Source organism: Achromobacter sp. ACM04 (assembly GCF_014851465.1).
GTDB classification, from domain to species: domain Bacteria; phylum Pseudomonadota; class Gammaproteobacteria; order Burkholderiales; family Burkholderiaceae_B; genus Achromobacter; species Achromobacter aegrifaciens.
In genome coordinates this window covers 482271-502530 of the sequence record NZ_JACUZS010000002.1, presented here as the reverse complement: position 1 = coordinate 502530, position 20260 = coordinate 482271, and the positions used below count along the sequence as shown (strand labels likewise).

The following is a 20260-nucleotide window of genomic DNA, read 5'->3' as shown; positions in this document are numbered from 1 at the left end:
GATTTCGACTGGCGCGGTTCGTCGTGTGGATGGAGCATGCAAGTTCCACCATCCACACAAGGAGACCGAGATGCGATTCATGGTTCAAGTCAGGGCCACCGCCGATAGCGAAGCAGGGGTGATGCCCACCCAGCAACTGCTGGCCGACATGGGGCGGTTCAACGAGGAACTGGTCAAGGCGGGCGTGATGCTGGCGGGCGACGGCCTGAAACCCAGCTCCAAGGGCGCACGGGTGCACTTTTCCGGCAGCAGCCGGCAGGTGATAGACGGCCCCTTTGCGGAAACCAAGGAGCTGATCGCCGGCTACTGGCTCTGGGAGTGCGCCTCGCTGCAGGAGGCCATCGAATGGGTCAAGCGCTGTCCGAATCCGATGCCCGGCCCGTCTGACATCGAGATCCGCCCGCTGTACGAGGCCGACGACTTCGGCGAGGAGTTCACGGCGGAGCTGCGCGCCCAGGAGGAGCGGCTGCGCGATCAGTTGGAGAAAGCGTCCAAGCAGTGACCGCAGGGCCAGAGCGGCATGGGGAAGTTCGCAGTTATTAATATAATTGCGAATCAGTCTTATTTATAAGAAGTCGACATTTCTTCCCCTCCCGCTCTGGAGAATTCAACGTGGTCCGTCCCGCTTCCGCCAGGAAGTGCCGCGCGCGCAAGCACGCGCGGCATGCCGTTGCACCCTATGCCCTAGCCCTGACCCTGGGCATCGTTCATTCCGGGGGCGTCCAGGCCCAGGCCGCCGGCACGCCGCCGCCGACGGTCGGGGGGGATGCGCAAGGCGTGGCCCAGTTGCCGGCAGTGACCGTCAACGCGACCTCGCTGGACGACACGCTGGAGCATCTGTCCGCGCCGGTGAACAGCGGGGCGCTGGGCAACCGCAGCCAGCTGGAGACGCCGTTTTCCACGGCCGTGGTCACCGCCGCGGATATCGAGGAGCGGCAGGTCCGCAAGCTGGGCGACGTGTTCGCCCTGGACGCATCCGTCACCGACAACAGCGCCTCCTACGGCGCCTGGGCCAGTTATCTGAGCGTGCGCGGCCTGCCGCTGGATTGGCAGAATTCCTACCGCATCGACGGCAAGCCCTTCCTTAGCTACGTCACCACCTTGCCTTACGAGCACTTCGAACAGATCGACCTGCTCAAGGGCGCATCCGGTTTCATGTACGGCTTCGGTTCGCCGGGCGGACTGATCAACTATGTCACCAAGAAGCCGACCGACGAGCCGGTGCGCAGCATCGAGCTGGGCTATGTGTCCAAGGGCCTCCTGCGTGAACACGTCGATCTGGGCGGGCGCGTGGGCGGCGACGGCCGCTTCGGCTATCGCCTGAACGCCACGCATGAAGAGGGCAATACCTATAACGGCGGCTCGCTGTATCGGGATTCGGTGTCGCTGGCGCTGGACGCGCGCCTGACCGACAAGCTGACCTGGGACTTCCAGTCCATCTACCAGAACCGCAAGGCGATCGGGCAGGAGCCGACCATCTACGCTGGCCAGATGGCGGGCTCGGAGCTGCCGTCGCCGGTGCGCAACGACAACGGCAGGCTGGTGGGCCAGGGCCCGTATGCCGACAATAAATTCCGCTTCTATTCGACCGGGCTGAAGTACCAGCTGTCGTCCGATTGGTCAGTGCGCACCGACTACAGCTACAGCTCCACTCGCACCCGCCGCAATGAATCGGTGCTGTTCCTGCAGAACCAGGCGGGCGACTACCAGGACTATCGCTCGGATTACGGTGAGGCCTATGCCTACAACCAATGGCAGGGCATGCTCGAAGGCAGGTTCAGCACCGGCCCGCTGAAACACCAGGTGGTGGCGGGCGCGTCCTGGCAAAAGCAGAAGAACGACTACAGCGCCAACGGCGTGTACCAGCTGCAAGGCACGGGCAATCTGCGCACGCAGAACACCAACACCTATTACAGCGAGGGCAGCCTGGACCTGTACCGCGCCGCGGAGATCACGCAGAAGGCGCTGTTCGCAAGCGACACCATCGACCTGACCGGCGGCTGGTCCGTGCTGGGCGGCCTGCGCTATACCGACTACGAACAGGTCGGTTTCGACGCCGCGGGCGTGCGCAATTCGCGCTACGACAAGAACGGCGTGCTGACGCCGACGGTGGCGCTGATGTACAACATCACGCCGCAGACCATGGCCTATGCCAGCTACATCGAGTCGCTGGAGCCGGGGGCGTCGGTGGGCAATACCTACGCCAACTTCGGCGCGCTGCTGGACCCGCTCAAGAGCAAGCAGTACGAACTGGGCATCAAGACCAACCAGGACGGCTGGGCTGCCACGGCGGCGCTGTTCCGCATCGAGAAGAAGGCGGAATACACCAACGCCGCCAATGAGCTGGTGCAGGACGGCAAGTCGATCTACCAAGGGCTGGAGCTGGGAGCCTCCACGCGCATTGCGACGAACTGGAACGTGGGCGGCAGCCTGATGTTCCTGGATTCGGAATACAAGAAGGGTTCCAGCTTCACCGGGAACCGGGTGGCGGGCGCGCCCAAGTTCGTCGCCGCGGCTCAGGTTGCGTATTCGGTGCCGCAACTGCCGGGTCTGAAACTCAGGGCCGACGTGAAGTACACCGGCAGCACCATGCTGGGCGCTTCGAATGCGGTCCAGGTGTCCGACTACGCCATCGTCAATATCGGCGCCACCTACGACACGCGCATCTACGGCTACGAAACCACGTTCCGCGCGGGCATCAACAATCTGGCCGACAAGCGTTACTGGCTATACCAGTCGCCGGACTACGTGAAGGCGGGCGACCCGCGCACCTACGCCTTGAGCGCCAGCCTCAAGTTCTAGACGCCGTCACGTCCCACAGGCGGTCAGGCGCAAAGTCCTGCTGTTCGCCCTTCTTGGCGTAGCCCAGCGGATTGGCCACGATGCGGCAGCCATTCTTCACATAGTCCTGCGGACAGTGCAGATGGCCGTGCATCCAGACGTCGGCCAGGGGCAGCAGGGCGTCCAGCGCATTGCAGAACCCTGCTGTGCCGGGGGTGACGCCGTAACGCGGATCCGCGCTCGCCAAGGTGGGGGCGAAGTGGGTGATGGCCACGGTCGGCCCGTCGTAGGGGGCGCGCAGGGCGTCTTGCAGCCATTGCTGGCATAGCAGCCCCTGCTCGCGCATCTGCTCGGCCATGAAGGGCGCGCCGTTGCGGCGCATTTCGGCCTTTTCCAGATAGAAGTCCGCCGCGCGAAACGCTTTTTCGCGCTTCTTCAGGGCCGCGCCGACGGTGTCGCCGGGCGCGGCCAGCGCGTCGAAATCCGTCCACAGCGTGGTGCCGACAAAGCGCACGCCATCGATGACCAGCGTCTCGCGTTCCAGCCAGTGGATGCCGAGTTCGCCGCAAAGCTGGCGCAGCCGTGCGTGGGTCTCGTCGAAATCGACGTTGTCGTATTCGTGGTTGCCGGGGACATACACCACGGGCGTGGGCCAGCCCTTGCTCGGCGCATAGCTGCCCAGGCCGAAGTCGTCGCCGGTCATGAGCGAACCGCGGCGGTATGAGCCTATGTCCCCGGCCAGCACGAGCAGATCGGCGCCGGGCGCGGGCCGGGCCAGGAAATCCGGGTCGGTTTCAAGATGCAGGTCGGAGAGCAATTGGATCTTCATAGCCGCCATCTTAGGCCACTGGCGGCGCAGCCGCCGCTGCGGGAGGCCATTGTTCCATGCGACACTTTCCTGGTTCACCAGCCACACAGGAGGAATTCCATGCGTATCGCCATCATGACCGCCGCTGCCGCGCTTGCGCTGGCCGCAAGCGCGCAGGCGCAGCCGCTGGATTGCGGCAACGCGGCCACGCAGACGGACATGAGCCTGTGCGCCGACCAGGCGTACCGCAAGTCCGACGCCGCCTTGAACGCCGCCTACAAGGAAGTGACCGCGCGCCTGAAGAACGACCGGGACGCGACGACCCAGCTGCATGCCGCCCAGAAGGCCTGGCTGTTCTTTCGCGATGCGGAGTGCGCCTTCGCGTCCAGCAGCACGTCCGGCGGCAGCGCCTATCCCATGACGCTGAGCCTGTGCCTGGACAAACTGACGCAGGCGCGCACCAAGGAACTGCAGGCCTACCTGAAGTGCGAGGAAGGCGACCTGAGCTGCCCGGTGCCGGGCAAGCAGTAAGCCGCCGCATGAAGACCGATGAGATGAACAAGAACGATCCGGGCCTGATCACGGACGAGCAGGGCGTGGCGCGCTGCTTCTGGCAGCCGTCCATGCCCGACTATCACGACCATGAGTGGGGCAGGCCGGTGGCGGATGACCGTCGCCTGTACGAGAAGATCTGCCTGGAGGGTTTTCAGGCCGGCATGGCCTGGATCACGATCCTGCGCAAGCGCGAGGCGTTCCGCGCGGCCTTCGATGACTTCGACTTCGAGCGGGTGGCGCGCTACACGGAGCGCGACGTCGAGCGCCTGATGGGCGACGCGGGCATCGTGCGCAACCGTAGCAAGATCGTGTCCGCCATCAACAATGCCAGGCGCGCACGCGCCCTGGCCGACGAGACGGGTTCATTGTCGGCCTGGCTCTGGAGCCATGAGCCGCCGGCCCAGGACCGTCCCGCGACCGTGGACCTGGACTACTGGAATGGCAATCCGACCTCGCCGGCGTCGGCGGCGCTGTCGCGTGACCTGAAGAAGCGCGGCTGGACCTTCGTGGGCCCGACAACCATGTACGCCTTCATGCAGGCCGTGGGCATGGTCAACGATCACATGAGCGGCTGCGTCTGCCGCCAGACGGTCGAGGCCGCGCGCGCGGGGTTCAAGCGGCCGAAATAGGCCGCGGCAGCGACTGACGCGAAAAATGTTGAATTGGTTGCGATCCGCAAGTATATTGGTTGCGAATCGCAACTTTAAGGGCGCGCCATGGATCTGATCGATACCCCCATCCAGTCCCGCGATCAGACGATCCGGGATTTGCGGGAGTTCTCACGCAAACTGGTGCGCGAGCTGGGCTTCATGCGCAGCTCGCTGGCCGGCAGCGAGCTGGCCCCGTCCGCCGTCCACGCCATCATCGAGATCGGCCTGCAGCCGGGCATCCAGGCGCGCGATCTGGCGGCCATCCTCAGGCTGGACAAGTCCAATACCAGCCGTCAGGTCGCCAAGCTGGAGTCAGCCGGGCTGCTGACGCGCGAGGCCGACAGTGACGATGCGCGCTCGTCGCGGCTGTACCTGAGCGAAGCCGGCACCCGGCTGCGTACGCAGATAGACCAGTTCGCCACCGACCAGGTTTCGCGGGCATTGCGCCAACTGGCGCCCGAGGACCAGCAGTCGCTGATCCGCTTTCTTTCCCTTTACGCCGACGCCCTGTCGCACGAAAACCCCAACACCGCGCCCGCCGTCACGGGCGGCATCGCAGAGCAGATCCACGCGGGCTACCTGCCCGGCTGCATCGGCGACGTGGCCAGCCTGCATGCGCGCTATTACGCGCAGGCCTCGGGATTCGGCGTGTACTTCGAACGCAAGGTCGCGAGCGAGCTGGCCGAGTTCGCAGAAGGCCTGCCCGCCACCGGCAAGAACATCTGGCTGTACGTGGACAACGGCAGGACGCTGGCTTCCATCGTCATCGATGGCGATCTTGCCGCCCGTGAAGCGCACCTGCGCTGGTTCATCGTCGACGAGTCGCTGCGCGGCATGGGCGTGGGCCGCGTCCTGCTGGAGCGGGCCATGGCGTTTGTCGACGCCCACTACGACGAGACGTACTTGTGGACCTTCAAGGGGCTGGATGCAGCCAGGCATCTCTACGAGGCTGCCGGCTTCACGCTGGCCGAGGAGTCCGAAGGCCGGCAGTGGGGCAGCGTGGTGGTCGAGCAGCGCTTTGTCCGCCGCAGCCGGCGCGCTTCAGATCACGCTGATGCGCAATTCGGCCAGTAGGGCTGCCGCCTGAGTCTTGGATATGGTGGCGCCTGCCAGGCGCGCGGCCGAATTCAGGTCCAGGCCGCCCAGGTCGGCTTCGCGCAGGTCGGCGCCTTCGAAGCGGACATTCTTCAGGATGGCGTTGCGCAGGCTGCCGCCATGGAACACGGTGTCGCGGAAATCGCTGCCGGTCAGGTCGGCATCGGAGAAGTCCAGGTGCCGCACGTCGGTCTTGCGAAACGACACGCCGCGCAGCAGCGCGCCGACCAGCAGGCATTCCTCCAGCGACCAACCCAGGCAGGCGATGCCGTCGAAGTCGCTGCCGGTGAGCTTGCAGCCCTGGAAACGGGCGGCGGCCAGCCGGGCGCGGCGCCAGTTGGCATTGTTGAGGTCGCAGTTTTCAAAGACGGCATCGCTGGCGTCGCATGAGGCGAAATCCACCTGGCCGCCGCGGCAGCGCAGCCAGACGGAGTCCGCCAGCGTGGCGCCCTGAAAGGAAGCGCCAGCGATCGCGCACGCGGTCAATTGCGCGCCGCGCAGATCCAGGCGCGAAAAATCCGCGTCCTGGAAGTCGCAGTCATGGAACGACAGCGGACGGCCGGCCGACTGTTCGATCAAGCCCTGCATCAGCTTGCGGTCCACTTCCTGGCCCGCCACCGTCTCGATTGCTTTTTGCGTCATGCTGCGCGTTCCTGCCTGAATTTCCGGAAAACGGACAGCCTACTGGAAGATTTCGCTTTCGACGCAGAAGGCGATCAGTTCCTGGTCGGTGCGGACGTTGAGCTTGCGCATGGCCGAGATCTTCTGGCCGCTGACCGTCTTGACGCTGCGCTTCAAGGCCTCGGCCACCTGCATCATGGATTCGCCGCGGATGAAGTGGCGCAGCACTTCGAATTCCTTGGGCGACAGGCTGTTGATGAGTTCGCCGATGAACTTGCTGCGCTCATCGGCCGCGCCGTCGCGCTGGAAGCCGGGCGGATAGTACTTGCGGCCGGCATGCAGCGTTTCCAGCGCGGTCATGATTTCGGTGAGGTTGTCGCGCTTGAGCACCACGGCGGCCACCCCGGCGTCGTAGAGCGCCGAGATGATCATGGAGTTCGACACCATGGTCAGCACCACGATCTGGACGTCCGGATAATGCCGCGTCAGGTATTTGACCAGGCGGATGCCGTCGCCATAGGTGTCGTCGCCGGGCATGGAGTAGTCGGTGATGACCACGTGCGGCATATCGCGTTGCAGGTGCTGGATCAGCGCGGTCGGCCCGGGCAGGGTGGCCGTGACCTCGAAGTTGAGGTCCTTTTCCAGCAGGTCGCGCATCCCCATCAAGACCAGGGGATGGTCGTCGACCAGGACGATGCGGAGTCTTTCCATGCGGGGGAGTGACTTCAAGCGAGCCCGTGCTTCAAGTGGAGAGAAGGCGGGCGGACTCAGGGTTGGGGGCGGAGGCAAACCCATAGCGTAGTGGTTTTTGCGTAGCGGCGCGCCCCGCGCCCGAGAACCGGGGCGGGGACCTGTGCGCAATAGGGATATCGGCGGCCTCAGCCGGCCGCTTCTTCCTGCAGGCGGCCCAGCACGAAGCCGTCGACCGCGCTGGTGCGGCCGCGCCACAGCGTGGGCTGTCCGGCGATGGGGGTGCCGTCGGCAGTGAAGAACAGGGCGTCGGCGAGATGGATGTAGTTCGGCAGCGGGTCAGCGGGTTGGGGCACGCGGAAGACGTCGCCCAGTTCCGTCAGCGAGGCATGCACGGCCTTGCGAGTGGCGTCGTCCACCTTGTCCAGGGATCCCGTGAAGCTGGCGGCGAAGCTGTCGAAGTACTCTGCCCCGGACACGATGGAACCCGACACCAGCATGCCGCCCATCTGCAGGGTGACGCCGATGCTCTCGATCTGGCTGCCGTTGTTCACCAGGTTGACGAGGAATTGCAGGAAGGCGTCGGCGTCGGGAACGTTGCTCATGGCGTGATTTCTGGAAATGTTTGGAAAGCAGCCAAGATACTCGAATCGCGGGCGAAATACACAGAATGGGATAGGCCGAAAAACAGCCAAATCCGACCGCTATCCGCGCGCTTTGGGAACTGCCATTTTTTCCAGGCTGCGCCCCAGCCGTTCGCTGGCCAGACGCAGGCGGTCCTGCAGCGCCGCAGGCGCCAGCACCTCGAATTCGACGTCCAGCGCCATCAGCCAATACACCAGCGCGTCCAGGCTGGGCACGGCGCATTGCAGTACACAGCGTGCGTCGTCCAGCGCTTCGATCTGGCCGGCGCCCGGCGGGATGCGCGTGGCCATGACGGCGCGCGGCGCGTGCAGGACCACGCGCGCGGGTTCCTGGTGGGGCGCCATGTTGACCGAGCGCGAGACATAGGCGCGCAGATCGCCGCCTTCGGGCGGAGGGCGCGGCGCGAAATGCGCGCCGACTTCCGGGGCGCCCGCGATGCGGTCGATACGGAAGGTGCGCCAGTCCTCGCGCGCGGGATCCCAGGCCACCAGGTACCAGCGGTATCCGGTATGCGCCAAGCCTTGCGGCTCCACCAGCCGGGTGCTTGCCCGGCCCTTGCCGTCCGCATAGTCGAAGCCGACCCGCAATTGGTCGCGGCAGGCGGCTGCCAGCGTGGCCAGCAGGGTGGCGTCGACGGCCGCGCCGTCGCGCGGGATCGGCACGATGGCCGATCGCAGCGCGTCGACCCGGTGGCGCAGGCGCTGCGGCATGACCTGCTCCAGCTTCACCAGCGCCCGCAGCGCGGTTTCCTCGATGCCGCCCACCGTGCCCGTGGCCGCCGTGCGCAGCGTGAGCGCCACGGCCAGCGCTTCATCGTCGTCCAACAACAGGGGTGGCAGCGCCTTTCCCGCGCGAAAGGCGTAGCCGCCGGCCACGCCGCTGCTGGCATGGACGGGGTAGCCCAGTTCGCGCAGCTTGTCGATGTCGCGCCGCAGGGTGCGGGGGTGGATCGCCAGCGTCGCGGCCAGTTCGGTCCCGGCCCAATGGCGGCGGGTCTGCAGCAGCGACAGCAGGCGCAGGAGGCGGTTGCTGGAAGTAAGCATGGCGGCACGATAGCGCGTATCGAGGGCGGAATCTGTCCTCAATGGATTCTACAGTGGCCCCCGTAGTCAGCGGCAGGGGCCGCGACGCACATCCCTTGATCGAATTGGAGATTTGCCCATGTCTATCGTCTTCTATTGGCACCCCATGTCCAGCGCAACCCCGGTTGCCAGCGCGCTCGCTGAACTGCAAGTGCCGCATGAACGCATCAAGGTGGACATCAGGACGGGGGAACAGCATCGCCCCGAATTCCTGGCGCTCAATCCCAACGGGAAGGTCCCCACGCTGACAGTGGACGGCGCTCCCTTGTTCGAAACCTTGGCGATACAGCTATGGCTGGGAGAGCGCTACGGCGTGGAGCGCGGCCTGTGGCCCGCCGCCGGCACGCCCGAACGCCTGCTGGCGATGTCGTGGTGCGCCTGGTCCTATGTCAGCTACGGCGCGGCGGTGATGCGCCTGTATCTCGCCACGCAGGGCGCAGACGCGCCCGGCGGCGTCGAGGCGGAACGCGTATTGGATGACGTGGACGCGTTGCTGGCTGTGCTGGACGGCCATCTGTCGCGGCAGCCCTGGATGTTGGGCGCGGCCTACTCATTGGCCGACCTGGTGGTCGGTTCGGTGGTCGGCTACAGCGCCTATCTGGGCGCCAGAGTGGCGTCGCATCCGCATGTGCGGGCATGGATGGACCGGGTCCAGGCCCGGCCCGCCATGCAGATCGACGCTTAGCGCGCGTGGGCGGGCGCCGCGGCTTACCAGCCCCAGCAGGTGCCGGTCGCGGGCTTGCCGCAGTTGCGGTAGTTCACGGCGAACCACAGCTTGCCTGCGCCCCGCGGACTGCCATCGTTCTTGGCGTCGTTGCGCGGCAGTTCTTCCAGGGTGTCGCGCGCCTTCTTGGTGGGCGAGCCGCTGGCGGCGTCGGGCGACAGCGCGATACGTCCCAGGCCGGCAGCGTCGCGGTCATCGAAGACGATGTCGGTGTCCTTCAATGCGCTCATCTTCAGGGAGGCGTCGCGCACCGCGGCGGCATAGCTGTCATTGGAGCCGGCAGGCGCCAGGCTCTTGTCGAGCGTGCTGACAGCGAGGATCTGCGCCGGCGCGGCGGGCGCCATCATCTTGTACTGGTCCAGGCCCGGCAGCTGGCCGCCCGCGGCCTGGCGGCGCAGCCAGTCGCCCCACAGGAACTCCGCGAACTCCGGCAGGTTGCCATTGCTGTAGGCGATGTCGCGGGTGAAGTACACCAGCGAGCGGTAGCGGTCCTCTTGCATGCCGCCGGCTTCCTGGGCGCTGGCCAGCCCCAGGCGGGCGGGCAACTGGTCCACGGTGATGGGTTGGTTCTGGCCGTCGCGTAGCCAGGCGCGGCGTTCGTCGACCATGCGCTGCCAGAACGCCGCCGCATTGGGCAGGGTGCTGTAGTTGGCGTCGACCTTGACCCAGACCGGCAGCTTGGGGCCGCCATCGGCGATTTCGCGCAGCGACGAGAAGGTATGGTGGCCGTCGGTCAGATACAGGTTGCCGTCCCAGCCGACCACCACCGTCTTGAGGTTGGCCGCGTTGGTGCCCGGGGCGTTCTTGCAGGCATAGGTGGCCGGCTGGTCCAGGCGGGCGGCGCGCGCCTCGGCGATGCTCTGGAATTCCTGCGCGCGCTCGGCGCCGCCCATGTCTTCGCAGTAGTCGTCGAACTTCTTGCCGACCGTGCGGTTCAGGTAGTCCAGCTGCAGTGCCGGCTTGTCCGCCCAGGTCGGGCGTTCGAAGTCCCCTTGCCAGCGGCCGAGCTTGTAGTAGATCTGGTCGTAGCCGATCGCGGCCTGGGTGGGATGCAGTTCCTCGATGCGGACCTGGATGACGTCGCCCGGCTTGGCCTGCAGATAGGCCGTATTGCGCGGCGGCTGGGATTCTGCGGGGGGCGTTTCTTCGACGGGAGGCGGCGCGACGGTGACGGGTTCGTCGTCATGGTCGTCGCCGCCGCCGTTGCAGGCTGCGAGGGCCAGCGGCAGCAAAGCCGCGGCCAACGCATGCAACAAACGTTGCCGGCGGGCGGGAAAAGCGCGACGCGCGGGAAGAGAGGTAGAGGGCATGGTCCGTTTCAGGATCTGGTTTCAAAGATAGCCGATCATGAGGGACGCGTGTTTCCTGCAGATTGCACCGGAACGGGTTGCCACGCATGCAGCCTGTCCATCAGGCCGCGCACGACGGTGGCCTGACGGCGGATTCTGGCGGCTGCGGCGGCGGACAGGCCTTCTGCCAGTTCTTCTTCCAGCGCCTCGAAGTGCGAGGCTGGCGCGCGCATCTGCAGGGCCAGCAGCGCGCCCTGTATGCGGTGCAGCATCTGGGCGGTGGCAAGGGCGTCGGGTTTCTCGGCGGCTTGCTCCAGCGCATCGAGATCCTGGGTCATGGTGTCCTTGACCAGTTGCCGGTGATCCGGCGCCAGCGCGGCGTATACCGCGAGCGTACCCGCGGCGGGGAAAGCAGAAGTATGGGGGAGCGGTTTGTGCATGAGAGCCTCCTGGACGTACATGCGGATGACGTCAGGCTCTCGGGCGATATTAAAGAAGCCCGATACCAGGGGGCTTCGAATCGGACGGATTCGCCGACAGCGGAGCGGCCCCGCAGCCGCTCCGCTGACTTGCTTAGAACGTGTGGCGCACGCCGACGCCGGCGGCCGTGCTCTTCAGGCCGTCGATGAAGGCATAGTCCTTGCCGTACGAACCATAGGCGTACAGGTTGGTGCGCTTGGACAGGTCGTAGGTGTAGCCCACGCTCCAGACGTTCATGTTGGTGTCGCCGCCGGTCAGCTTGTCGTTGTTCGGCGACACGTGTTGCCACGACGCGAACAGGCTGCTTGCGCTGCCCAGGGGCAGAGTGGCGCCCAGCATGTAGGAGTTGGCCTTGAAGCCGTCCACGAAGCGGTTGGTGCCGAATTCATCGCTGAAGGGCGTGCCTGCCGGCAGGTCCTGGCCGACGAACCAGCCGTCGGTGGTGCGGCCGTAGGCGGCGGCGAGCTTCACGACCTCCAGGTCGTAGGACACGCCCAGCGCGTACTGGCGCGGCGTGGCGTCATGGTCGATGGAGCCGCGGTTGGAGCCGTTGAGCTGGTCGTAGGTCAGCGCGACGTTCAGCGGACCTTGCACGTAGCGCAGGCCGGCGGTGATGCCGCGGGTATTGTCGGCGGTGCGAAAACCCGTCTGGTCGGCGGTCGTGTCGTCCGCATTGAACGAGTAGCCGATGCCAAGTTCGAAGCCGTTCACCGAAGGCGTCTTGTACATCACCATGTTGTCCCAGCGCATGGTGTTGGCGGCGCTGAAACCCAGGCCCATGTTGGACTGGGTGTAGCTGGTGTAGAAGGGGTCGATGTCGGCAAGGTAGTTCGAGCCCACCGTGGCCTGGCGGCCGAACTCCAGCGAGCCCCAGGCGTCGTTGGCCAGGCCGATGGTGGCCTGGCGGCCGAACAGGCGGCCGGACTGTCCGCGCTGGCCGTTGGCCGAGTCGAATCCGCTTTCCAGCTTGAACGTGGCGCGCAGGCCGTCGCCCAGATCTTCGGCGCCGCGCAGGCCCCAGCGCGAGCCGGCCTGGATGCCGTTGATCATGCCTATCTTGCTACCGTCGTATCCATCGCCTTTGATCTTGTTGTAGCCGATGCCGGTGTCGATGACACCATAGAGAGTTACCGACGATTCTGCCTGAGCAACGCCTGCAAAAGTCGTGAATATTGCGGCGGCGAGCAGCGTCTTTTTCATCCTTGGGGACTCCTGGTTGAGGGGTGGAAAAAACAAAAGGGAACAGCACGCGAGCATGTAGCTCAGCGCTGTTCCCAGCCCTCATTGTAGGACACCGGCCGCAGCCGGCGGATTCAGCCCTTGCGGCGCGCGCGCTTTTCCTCGCGCACGAAGATGAAAACGCCGACCAGCACCATGGCTGCCAGGGCGTACCAGGTGATGGCGTAGCTCAGGTGATTGTTGGGGAAGTTCAGCACCGTCAGGCCGCCGACGGGAGCGGTGCGCCCGCTGCCGTCCTTGCCCGTCGCATCGGCGTCGATGAAGTAGGGGGCCACGTCGGTCAGGCCGCGCGCCGCAGCGATGGCGGGCAGATCGCGCGAGTACCAGAGGTTGGTCGCCGGATCGTTGTTGCGCAGGAAACCATGAGCGGGCTCGCCCATGCGCAGCAGGCCGGTGACGCTGGCTTCTTCGGGCGTTTGTTGTATGGCCGACTTGCTTTTGCGCCATTCGGGCAGCACGAAGCCGCGGTTGACCAGCACCGTGCCGCCTTCGGGCAACTGCAGCGGAGTCATGACCCAGTAGCCGCTGCCCAGCTCGGTCGCGGCCTGCACCAGGGTCTGGCGGTCGTACAGGTAGGTGCCCTTGGCGGTGACGCGGCGGTATTCGGCGTTGTCGGAAGTCAGCGCGGGCCATTCGGCCTGGGCCGGCGCCGGCGTGGGCGCCGCATGGGCGCGTTGTTCGACCTGCGCGATCAGGGTGCGTTTCCAGGCCAGCCGGTGCACCTGCCAGGTGCCCAGGGCGCAGAGGCCCGCAAAAATGGCAACAGCAAGCACCCCCAGGATGACCAGGGTAACTTTGCTGCGCGGATTACGGGAGGAGGTGTCGCGGGAAGTGGAGTCGTTTACTGCGGCCATCAGGGCATTTTCCGCATGTCGTGTGTGGACATGGGCATCATATTGGAGTCGAGGTGGTACATGATCCAGATGGATCCGCTGAGCGTGATTACGACCAGCACCAGCGTGAATATTAACGCCAACATGTTCCAGCCGCTTTCGGACTTGGTGTCCATGTGCAGGAAGTAGATGATGTGGACCACGATCTGCACCGCGGCGAACGCCAGGATCACCAGCGCGGTGGTCCGGGACTGAGAGAAGACCTGGTTCATGACCAGCCAGAACGGGATGGCGGTCAGGATGGTCGCCAGCACGAAGCCGGTCATGTAGCTTTTGAAGGTGCCATGGGCGGCGCCGTCATCGTCGTCGTGGTGGTCGTGGCCGCCGTGGCCGTGATCGGCCGGATGATCCAGGTGCGCGGTCATGGCAGCACTCCCATCAGGTACACGAAGGTGAAGACGCCCACCCAGATCAGGTCCAGGAAGTGCCAGAACATGGACAGGCACATCAGGCGGCGGCGGTTTTCGGGGATCAAGCCGTGCATCTGGACCTGGATCATCATCGTCACCAGCCACACGATGCCGAAGGTGACGTGCAGCCCGTGGGTGCCGACCAGGGTGAAGAAGGACGACAGGAAGGCGCTGCGCTGCGGGCCGGCGCCCTGGTGGATCAGGTGCGCGAATTCGTACAGTTCCAGCGACAGAAAGCCCAGCCCCAGGATGCCGGTCACGGCCAGCCAGAGCTGGGTGGCGCCGACGCGGTTGCGCCGCATTTCCAGCATCGCGAAACCGTAGGTGATGGAAGACAGCAGCAGCAGCGCGGTATTCACCGCTACCAGCGGCAGGTCGAACAGGTCCGCGCCGGAAGGGCCAGCCGCATAGTTGCGTCCCAGCACGCCATAGGTGGCGAACAGGCAGGCGAAGATGAGGCAATCGCTCATCAGGTAGACCCAGAACCCGAGCAGGGTCCCGTTCTTGGGGTGGTGTTCGCCCGGGACGTGGAACATGGGCTCCGCGGGCGGCGCGGCGCCGCCGGGCAGGTTGGGGGCCAGGGTATCAGACATTTTTCGCTAGCAACCTTGTGCGGGCGTCTTCGGCGCGCACGACCTCTTCGGCCGGCACGTAGTAGTCGCGCTTGTAGTTGAAGGTGTGAATGATGGACACCAGTATCAGCGCCGCGAACGACAGCACGGCCAGCGGCCACATATGCCAGATCAAGGCGAAACCCATAACCACGCTGATACCCGCCAGGACGATGCCCGCCCAGGTGTTCTTGGGCATGTGGATGGGAATGAAGCCCTGCTGCGGCCGCAGGTAGCCGTGCTGCTTCATCTGCCACCAGGCGTCCTGGTCATGCACGCGCGGCGTGAAGGCGAAGTTGTAGTTGGGCGGGGGCGACGAGGTCGACCATTCCAGCGTGCGGCCGTCCCAGGGGTCGCCGGTGTCGTCGCGCAGCGACTCGCGGCGGCGATAGCTGACCACCAGCTGGATCAGGAAGCTGGCGATGCCGCAGGCTATCAGCAGCGCGCCGAAGGCCGCCACCTGGAACCAGATCTGCAGGGACATGTCCTCGAAGTGATTCACGCGCCGCGTCACGCCCATCAGCCCCAGCACATACAGCGGCATGAAGGCGACGTAGAAGCCCACCAGCCAGAACCAGAACGAGCACTTGCCCCAGAACGGATCGAGCTTGTAGCCAAAGGCCTTGGGAAACCAGTACGTGATGCCGGCCATCAGCCCGAACAGCACGCCGCCGATGATCACGTTGTGGAAGTGCGCGATCAGGAACAGGCTGTTGTGCAGGACGAAGTCGGCGGGCGGCACGGCCAGCAGCACGCCCGTCATGCCGCCGATCACGAAGGTCACCATGAACCCCAGGGTCCACAGCATGGGGACCTCGAAGCGGATGCGGCCGTGGTACATGGTGAACAGCCAGTTGAAGATCTTGGCGCCCGTGGGGATCGAGATGATCATGGTGGTGATCCCGAAGAACGAGTTCACGCTTGCCCCTGATCCCATGGTGAAGAAGTGGTGCAGCCACACCAGGTACGACAGCACCGTGATCACGACCGTGGCGTACACCATGGACGCATAGCCGAAGAGGCGCTTGCGGCAGAAGGTGGAAACCACTTCGGAGAAGATGCCGAAGGCCGGCAGGATCAGGATGTAGACCTCGGGATGGCCCCAGATCCAGATCAGGTTCACGTACATCATGGCGTTGCCGCCGAAGTCCGCCGTGAAGAAGTTGGTGCCCACGTAGCGGTCCATGGACAGCAGCGCCAGCACCGCGGTCAGCACCGGGAAAGCCGCCACGATCAGCACATTGGTGCACAGCGCGGTCCAGGTGAAGATGGGCATGCGCATCATGGTCATGCCCGGCGCGCGCATCTTGACGATGGTGACCAGCAGGTTGACGCCGGAAAGCAGTGTGCCTACCCCCGCTATCTGCAGGGCCCATATGTAGTAATCGACGCCCACGTCGGGGCTCTGGAGGATCCCCGATAATGGCGGATACGCCAGCCAGCCGGTACGCGCGAATTCACCGACGAACAGCGACATCATGACCAGGATGACGCCGCCCGTGGTCATCCAGAAGCTGAAGTTGTTCAGGAACGGAAAGGCCACGTCGCGCGCGCCGATCTGCAAGGGCACGATGTAGTTCATCAGGCCCGTGACCAGCGGCATGGCAACGAAGAAGATCATGATCACGCCGTGCGCGGTGAAGATCTGGTCGTAGTGGTGCGGCGGCAGGTAGCCCATGGAATCGCCGAACGCCACCGCCTGTTGCAGGCGCATCATGATGGCGTCGGCGAAGCCGCGCAGCAGCATCACGATGCCCAGGATGACGTACATGATGCCGATCTTCTTGTGGTCGATGCTGGTGAACCACTCGCGCCACAGATAGCCCCATTTGCCGAAGTAGGTGATGGCGCCCACCACCGCGATGCCGCCGATGGCGACCGCGATGAAGGTGAAGAGCAGGATCGGTTCGTGGTAGGGAATGGCTTCCCAGGTCAACTTACCGAAGATCAGCTTGGTGAGGTCTGGTTGATCAGGCATCTCGATTCCAGCAAAAAGACCGCAATTTCACGAAGCCCCGTGCGCCAGCGATCCGCTACAGGACCAGTCCTTCGGTGGCGGTGCACATCGCGCCCACATACTTGCGCGGCGCGCCGGTCAGGCCCAGGCGCTCGCGCGTTCCGGCGTCCAGTGTGGTGACATTGAGCGCGCCGGGTATGCCCATGCCGCCTTGCGCGTCGATCGCCATCGCGTCGCGCATGCACATGCGGTTGGGTTCCACGCAGCGGTTGACGATCGCCTCGAACAGGCCGGGCGCGCTGGACGCATAGCGTTGCACCGGGTTGCGTTCGCTGGGTTGCTCCAGCTTCAGGTAGGTTTCGCGGCTGAGCGTGGCGTTGGAGGCGCGGGCGTCAGCCACCCATTTGTCAAAGCCCTGCTGATCCACGCCGTGGAACTTGAAGCGCATGCCGGAAAAGCCCGAGCCGCTGTAGTTGGCGGACAGGCCTTCGTATTCGCCGGGATGGTTGATCACCGCGTGCAGGGTGGTCTGCATGCCCGGCATGGCGTAGATCTGGCCCGCGAGCGCGGGCACGAAGAAGGAATTCATCACGGTGGACGAAGTGATCTTGAACTGGATGGGACGGTCCACCGGGGCCGCCATTTCGTTCACCGCGGCGATGCCCTGTTCGGGATAGATGAACAGCCACTTCCAGTCCAGCGCCACGACCTCCACGACCAGCGGTTTGGTGCCGGCGGGCACTTCGCGGCCCTCGGACAGGCGCACAAGCGGGCGGTAAGGATCCAATTGGTGCGTGCTGACCCAGGTGAGCGCGCCCAGCGCGATGATGATCAGCAGCGGCGCGGCCCAGATCAGGAGCTCCAGCATGGTGGAGTGATTCCAGTCAGGGTCATAGTGCGCTTCCTTGTTGCTGGCCCGGTAGCGCCACGCGAACACGAAAGTCAGGAGGATCACCGGCACGATGATCAGCAGCATCAAGCCGGTGGAAATGATGATCAGGTTGCGCTGCTGCAAGGCGATGTCGCCCGAGGGCGAGAGCAGGACTGCATTGCATCCGGCGAGCAATGGCAGCGCGGCAACCAGGACCAATCCGCGGAACCTTGGGAAGGACGGCATGACCATACCCCGAAACGTAACCGTGGGAAGTAAACGCAACACTACGCTGGAAGCCGCGAAAAATCTAGGGTAAAAAGAACAAAAATGTGCAGGGCGACGCGCGCAGACCAGGGCTGCATCCCAATGACGGAGCGGCTCTGCGCGATATGGGCTGCAGGCGCGCGGGTGTGTTTCAGGATCTGTTCCGAACCTCCTTTCAGCGAGCATTCACATGGCGACCACCACGCAATATCCCGGTCATGCTCCCTCACTTCCCGCGGCCGGCGGCGGTAGCCACGCCAAGGTGGCGCCAGGGGAAATCGCGGTGGGCGTGGTGGTGGGGCGCGCTTCCGAATACTTCGATTTCTTCGTCTTCGGCATCGCCTGCGTGCTGGTTTTTCCGCAGGTCTTCTTCCCCTTCGAACCGCGGCTGGAAGGCACGCTCTGGTCCTTTGTCATCTTCTCGTTCGCCTTCATCATGCGGCCCATCGGCACGGCGCTCTCGATGGCGGCGCAGCGGCGCTGGGGGCGTGCGACCAAGCTCACCATCGCCCTGTTCCTGCTGGGAACGGCTACGGTGGGCATGGCCTTCCTGCCGGGCTACAACGTCATCGGCGCGCATGCGATCACGCTGCTGGCGGTGTTCCGCTGCCTGCAGGGGCTGGCGCTGGGCGGGTCATGGGACGGCTTGCCGTCGCTGCTGGCGCTGAATGCGCCGCCCAACCGCCGCGGCTGGTATGCCATGCTGGGGCAGCTTGGCGCGCCCGTGGGCTTCATGGTGGCCAGCGCGCTGTTCCTGTTCCTGCACGTGACGCTGACCGAAGCCGATTTCCTGGAATGGGGCTGGCGCTATCCCTTCTTCGTGGCGTTTGCCATCAATGTGGTGGCGCTGTTCGCGCGGCTGCGCCTGGTCGTCACCGAGGAATACACGCAGCTGCTGGAAGAGGGCGAACTCGAACCGATCAGCGTTGCGCAGATGGTGCGCGAGCAAGGCTACAACCTCTTCATCGGCGCATTCGCGGCGCTGGCCAGTTATGCTTTGTTCCATCTGGTCACGGTGTTTCCCCTGTCCTGGATCGCGGTCAGCGCCACCCAGCAGATCCAGGACGTGTTGATCGTGCAGATCGTCGGCGCGGTGCTGGGCATACTGGGCACCATCGCCTCGGGCTGGCTGGCCGACCGCATCGGACGGCGCACCACGCTGGGCCTGCTGGCCCTGCTGATTGCCGTGTTCGCGCTGTTCACGCCCTGGCTGCTGGGCGGCGGGCCCAAGGCGCAGGATGCGTTCATCCTGGTGGGCTTCGTGCTGCTGGGGCTGTCCTATGGCCAGGCTTCGGGCACTGTCACCGCGAACTTCACGCGGCGCTTCCGCTATACCGGCGCTGCGCTGACCTCCGACATGGCATGGCTGATCGGCGCGGCATTTGCGCCGCTGGTCGCGTTGGGCCTGTCCGCGCGTTTCGGGCTGGTGGCGGTCAGCGTCTACCTGTTGTCGGGGGCTGCCTGCACGCTGCTGGCGCTGCGTATCAACAAGGTGCTCGAAACGCGGGACTGAAAGCGTCTGCCGTTCAGCCTGCGTAGCCTTCCAGCACGTTGGCGACGTTGACGCCCACGTCCGCCACGGCGTAGCCGCCTTCCATCGTGAACACCGCCGGCAGGCCCAGGCCTGCCAGCAGGCGGCCCACGTGCAGGTAGTCGGCGCTCTTGAGCTGGAACTTGGAGATGGGATCGCCTTCGTAGGTGTCCACGCCCAGCGCGATCACCACTGCGTCAGCCTTGAAGGCGCGCACGGCGGACAGCCCTTGTTCCAATGCCCGCGTCCAGGCGGCGAAACCGGTGCCGGCGGGCAGCGGCAGGTTCAGGTTGGCGTCCAGGCCAGCGCCTGCGCCGCGCTCATCGGCGTAGCCCAGGTAGAAGGGGTACTCGGTGGTCGGGTCGCCGTGCACCGATACGGTCAGCACGTCGGCGCGTTCATAGAAGATGCTCTGCGTGCCGTTGCCGTGGTGGTAGTCGACGTCCACGATGGCAACGCGTTCGGCGCCGGCTTCCCGCAGCGCTTGCGCGGCCAGCGCCGCGTTGTTAAGGAAGCAGTAGCCGCCAAAGAAGTCAGGGCCCGCGTGGTGGCCGGGCGGGCGCGTGAGCGCCATGGCGACGCGAGGGCCGCTCGCCGCCGAAACGGCGCGCGCGGCGTCGATGGCGCAGGCGGCGCCTGCGGTGGCGGCCTCCCAGGTGCCCGCGGTCAGCGGGCAGCCGCTGTCGAACGAGAACAGGCCGACCCGCGCGGCGAAGTTGGTCGGTTCGATGTCGTGGCGGAATCCGCGCACGGGCCAGACCGAAGGCAGGATGTCGAGGCCGGCATTGGCCGGATCCAGCGCCACCCAGTCGCGCCAGGCCGTTTCCAGGAAGTCCACGTAGCGCGGGGCGTGCACGCGCTTGACCAAGCCCAGGTCCGCCGCCGATGGCGTGCGCAATGCGCCGATGCCGCGCTGGTTCAGCGCTTGCAGCACGTACTCCAGGCGCGCCGGGGTTTCGTGACAGGGCACCAGCTTGCCGCGGAACATTTCCTGTCGGCCAGCGTGTTTTTCGTGGACAGGGTTGTGGAAAATCAGCACGGCGGGGGTGTCCTCGGACGTA

General features: G+C 65.3%; 21 protein-coding genes. 7 read left to right on the top strand and 14 right to left on the bottom strand.

What is annotated here, in order from left to right:
• Positions 1 to 70 precede the first annotated feature (70 nt).
• On the top strand, positions 71 to 502 hold the full coding sequence (locus IB259_RS13190) for a YciI family protein (RefSeq protein WP_054451730.1): 432 nt from the start codon (positions 71 to 73) through the stop codon (positions 500 to 502).
• A gap of 110 nt (positions 503 to 612) precedes the next feature.
• Positions 613 to 2802, top strand: coding sequence for a TonB-dependent siderophore receptor (locus IB259_RS13185; protein WP_175212518.1), 2190 nt, complete (start codon positions 613 to 615; stop codon positions 2800 to 2802).
• Here the strand turns inward: IB259_RS13185 and IB259_RS13180 are convergent.
• Complete coding sequence (locus IB259_RS13180) at positions 2792 to 3610, bottom strand: metallophosphoesterase (RefSeq protein WP_192329231.1); 819 nt, start codon at positions 3608 to 3610, stop codon at positions 2792 to 2794. The genes IB259_RS13185 and IB259_RS13180 overlap by 11 nt on opposite strands.
• A gap of 99 nt (positions 3611 to 3709) precedes the next feature.
• Between IB259_RS13180 and IB259_RS13175 the strand changes: the two genes are divergently transcribed.
• The 3 genes from IB259_RS13175 to IB259_RS13165 all read left to right on the top strand — a co-directional run bounded on the left by IB259_RS13175 (position 3710) and on the right by IB259_RS13165 (position 5868).
• Positions 3710 to 4120 (top strand): lysozyme inhibitor LprI family protein, encoded by a 411-nt coding sequence (locus tag IB259_RS13175; RefSeq protein ID WP_119449469.1) that lies wholly within the window; start codon positions 3710 to 3712, stop codon positions 4118 to 4120.
• Between the two features lie 8 nt (positions 4121 to 4128).
• A complete protein-coding gene (locus tag IB259_RS13170; RefSeq protein WP_054451725.1) occupies positions 4129 to 4773 on the top strand; it encodes a DNA-3-methyladenine glycosylase I in 645 nt (214 codons plus the stop codon).
• An 87-nt stretch (positions 4774 to 4860) separates the two neighbouring features.
• A complete protein-coding gene (locus IB259_RS13165; RefSeq protein ID WP_054451724.1) occupies positions 4861 to 5868 on the top strand; it encodes a helix-turn-helix domain-containing GNAT family N-acetyltransferase in 1008 nt (335 codons plus the stop codon).
• Here IB259_RS13165 and IB259_RS13160 read toward each other — a convergent pair.
• The 4 genes from IB259_RS13160 to IB259_RS13145 form a co-directional block, all read right to left on the bottom strand.
• The gene (locus IB259_RS13160) at positions 5836 to 6531 is read right to left on the bottom strand and encodes a pentapeptide repeat-containing protein (RefSeq protein WP_119449467.1); all 696 of its coding nucleotides are present in this window, start codon (positions 6529 to 6531) and stop codon (positions 5836 to 5838) included. The two genes, IB259_RS13165 and IB259_RS13160, sit on opposite strands and share 33 nt — an antisense overlap.
• A gap of 39 nt (positions 6532 to 6570) precedes the next feature.
• Entirely contained in the window at positions 6571 to 7221 is a 651-nt protein-coding gene (locus IB259_RS13155; protein WP_192329230.1) for a response regulator, read from the bottom strand.
• Between the two features lie 167 nt (positions 7222 to 7388).
• Complete coding sequence (gene gvpU, locus IB259_RS13150; protein WP_175160217.1) at positions 7389 to 7805, bottom strand: gas vesicle accessory protein GvpU; 417 nt, start codon at positions 7803 to 7805, stop codon at positions 7389 to 7391.
• Between the two features lie 99 nt (positions 7806 to 7904).
• Positions 7905 to 8888 carry a YafY family protein gene (locus tag IB259_RS13145; protein ID WP_192329228.1) on the bottom strand — a complete coding sequence of 328 codons (984 nt, stop codon included), beginning with the start codon at positions 8886 to 8888 and terminating at the stop codon, positions 7905 to 7907.
• A gap of 118 nt (positions 8889 to 9006) precedes the next feature.
• Here IB259_RS13145 and IB259_RS13140 point away from each other — a divergent pair, with 118 nt between their 5' ends.
• Positions 9007 to 9612, top strand: coding sequence for a glutathione S-transferase family protein (locus IB259_RS13140; protein ID WP_054451718.1), 606 nt, complete (start codon positions 9007 to 9009; stop codon positions 9610 to 9612).
• A 23-nt stretch (positions 9613 to 9635) separates the two neighbouring features.
• Here the strand turns inward: IB259_RS13140 and IB259_RS13135 are convergent, their stop codons facing one another.
• From IB259_RS13135 to cyoA, 8 genes are all read right to left on the bottom strand, one after another.
• Entirely contained in the window at positions 9636 to 10961 is a 1326-nt protein-coding gene (locus IB259_RS13135; RefSeq protein ID WP_192329226.1) for a ParB/Srx family N-terminal domain-containing protein, read from the bottom strand.
• Positions 10962 to 10996: 35 nt separating this feature from the next.
• Positions 10997 to 11380 (bottom strand): hypothetical protein, encoded by a 384-nt coding sequence (locus IB259_RS13130; RefSeq protein WP_054451716.1) that lies wholly within the window; start codon positions 11378 to 11380, stop codon positions 10997 to 10999.
• 133 nt (positions 11381 to 11513) lie between these two features.
• Entirely contained in the window at positions 11514 to 12620 is a 1107-nt protein-coding gene (locus IB259_RS13125; RefSeq protein WP_192329224.1) for a porin, read from the bottom strand.
• 113 nt (positions 12621 to 12733) lie between these two features.
• On the bottom strand, positions 12734 to 13513 hold the full coding sequence (locus tag IB259_RS13120) for an SURF1 family protein (protein WP_125473163.1): 780 nt from the start codon (positions 13511 to 13513) through the stop codon (positions 12734 to 12736).
• A complete protein-coding gene (cyoD, locus tag IB259_RS13115) occupies positions 13513 to 13917 on the bottom strand; it encodes a cytochrome o ubiquinol oxidase subunit IV (protein ID WP_192329222.1) in 405 nt (134 codons plus the stop codon). Before cyoD ends, IB259_RS13120 begins: the two co-directional genes overlap by 1 nt.
• Positions 13914 to 14555 (bottom strand): cytochrome o ubiquinol oxidase subunit III, encoded by a 642-nt coding sequence (cyoC, locus tag IB259_RS13110; RefSeq protein ID WP_054451712.1) that lies wholly within the window; start codon positions 14553 to 14555, stop codon positions 13914 to 13916. Before cyoC ends, cyoD begins: the two co-directional genes overlap by 4 nt.
• Positions 14548 to 16551: a cytochrome o ubiquinol oxidase subunit I gene (cyoB, locus tag IB259_RS13105; RefSeq protein WP_054451711.1), complete on the bottom strand. Its 2004-nt coding sequence runs from the start codon at positions 16549 to 16551 to the stop codon at positions 14548 to 14550. Before cyoB ends, cyoC begins: the two co-directional genes overlap by 8 nt.
• Positions 16552 to 16606: 55 nt before the next feature.
• Positions 16607 to 17647, bottom strand: a complete 1041-nt coding sequence (gene cyoA / locus IB259_RS13100; protein ID WP_054452277.1) for a ubiquinol oxidase subunit II — start codon at positions 17645 to 17647, stop codon at positions 16607 to 16609.
• 211 nt (positions 17648 to 17858) lie between these two features.
• Between cyoA and IB259_RS13095 the strand changes: the two genes are divergently transcribed.
• Positions 17859 to 19181 (top strand): MFS transporter, encoded by a 1323-nt coding sequence (locus IB259_RS13095; RefSeq protein WP_054451710.1) that lies wholly within the window; start codon positions 17859 to 17861, stop codon positions 19179 to 19181.
• Positions 19182 to 19194: 13 nt separating this feature from the next.
• Here the strand turns inward: IB259_RS13095 and IB259_RS13090 are convergent, their stop codons facing one another.
• Positions 19195 to 20238, bottom strand: coding sequence for a histone deacetylase family protein (locus IB259_RS13090; protein WP_054451709.1), 1044 nt, complete (start codon positions 20236 to 20238; stop codon positions 19195 to 19197).
• Positions 20239 to 20260 lie beyond the last annotated feature (22 nt).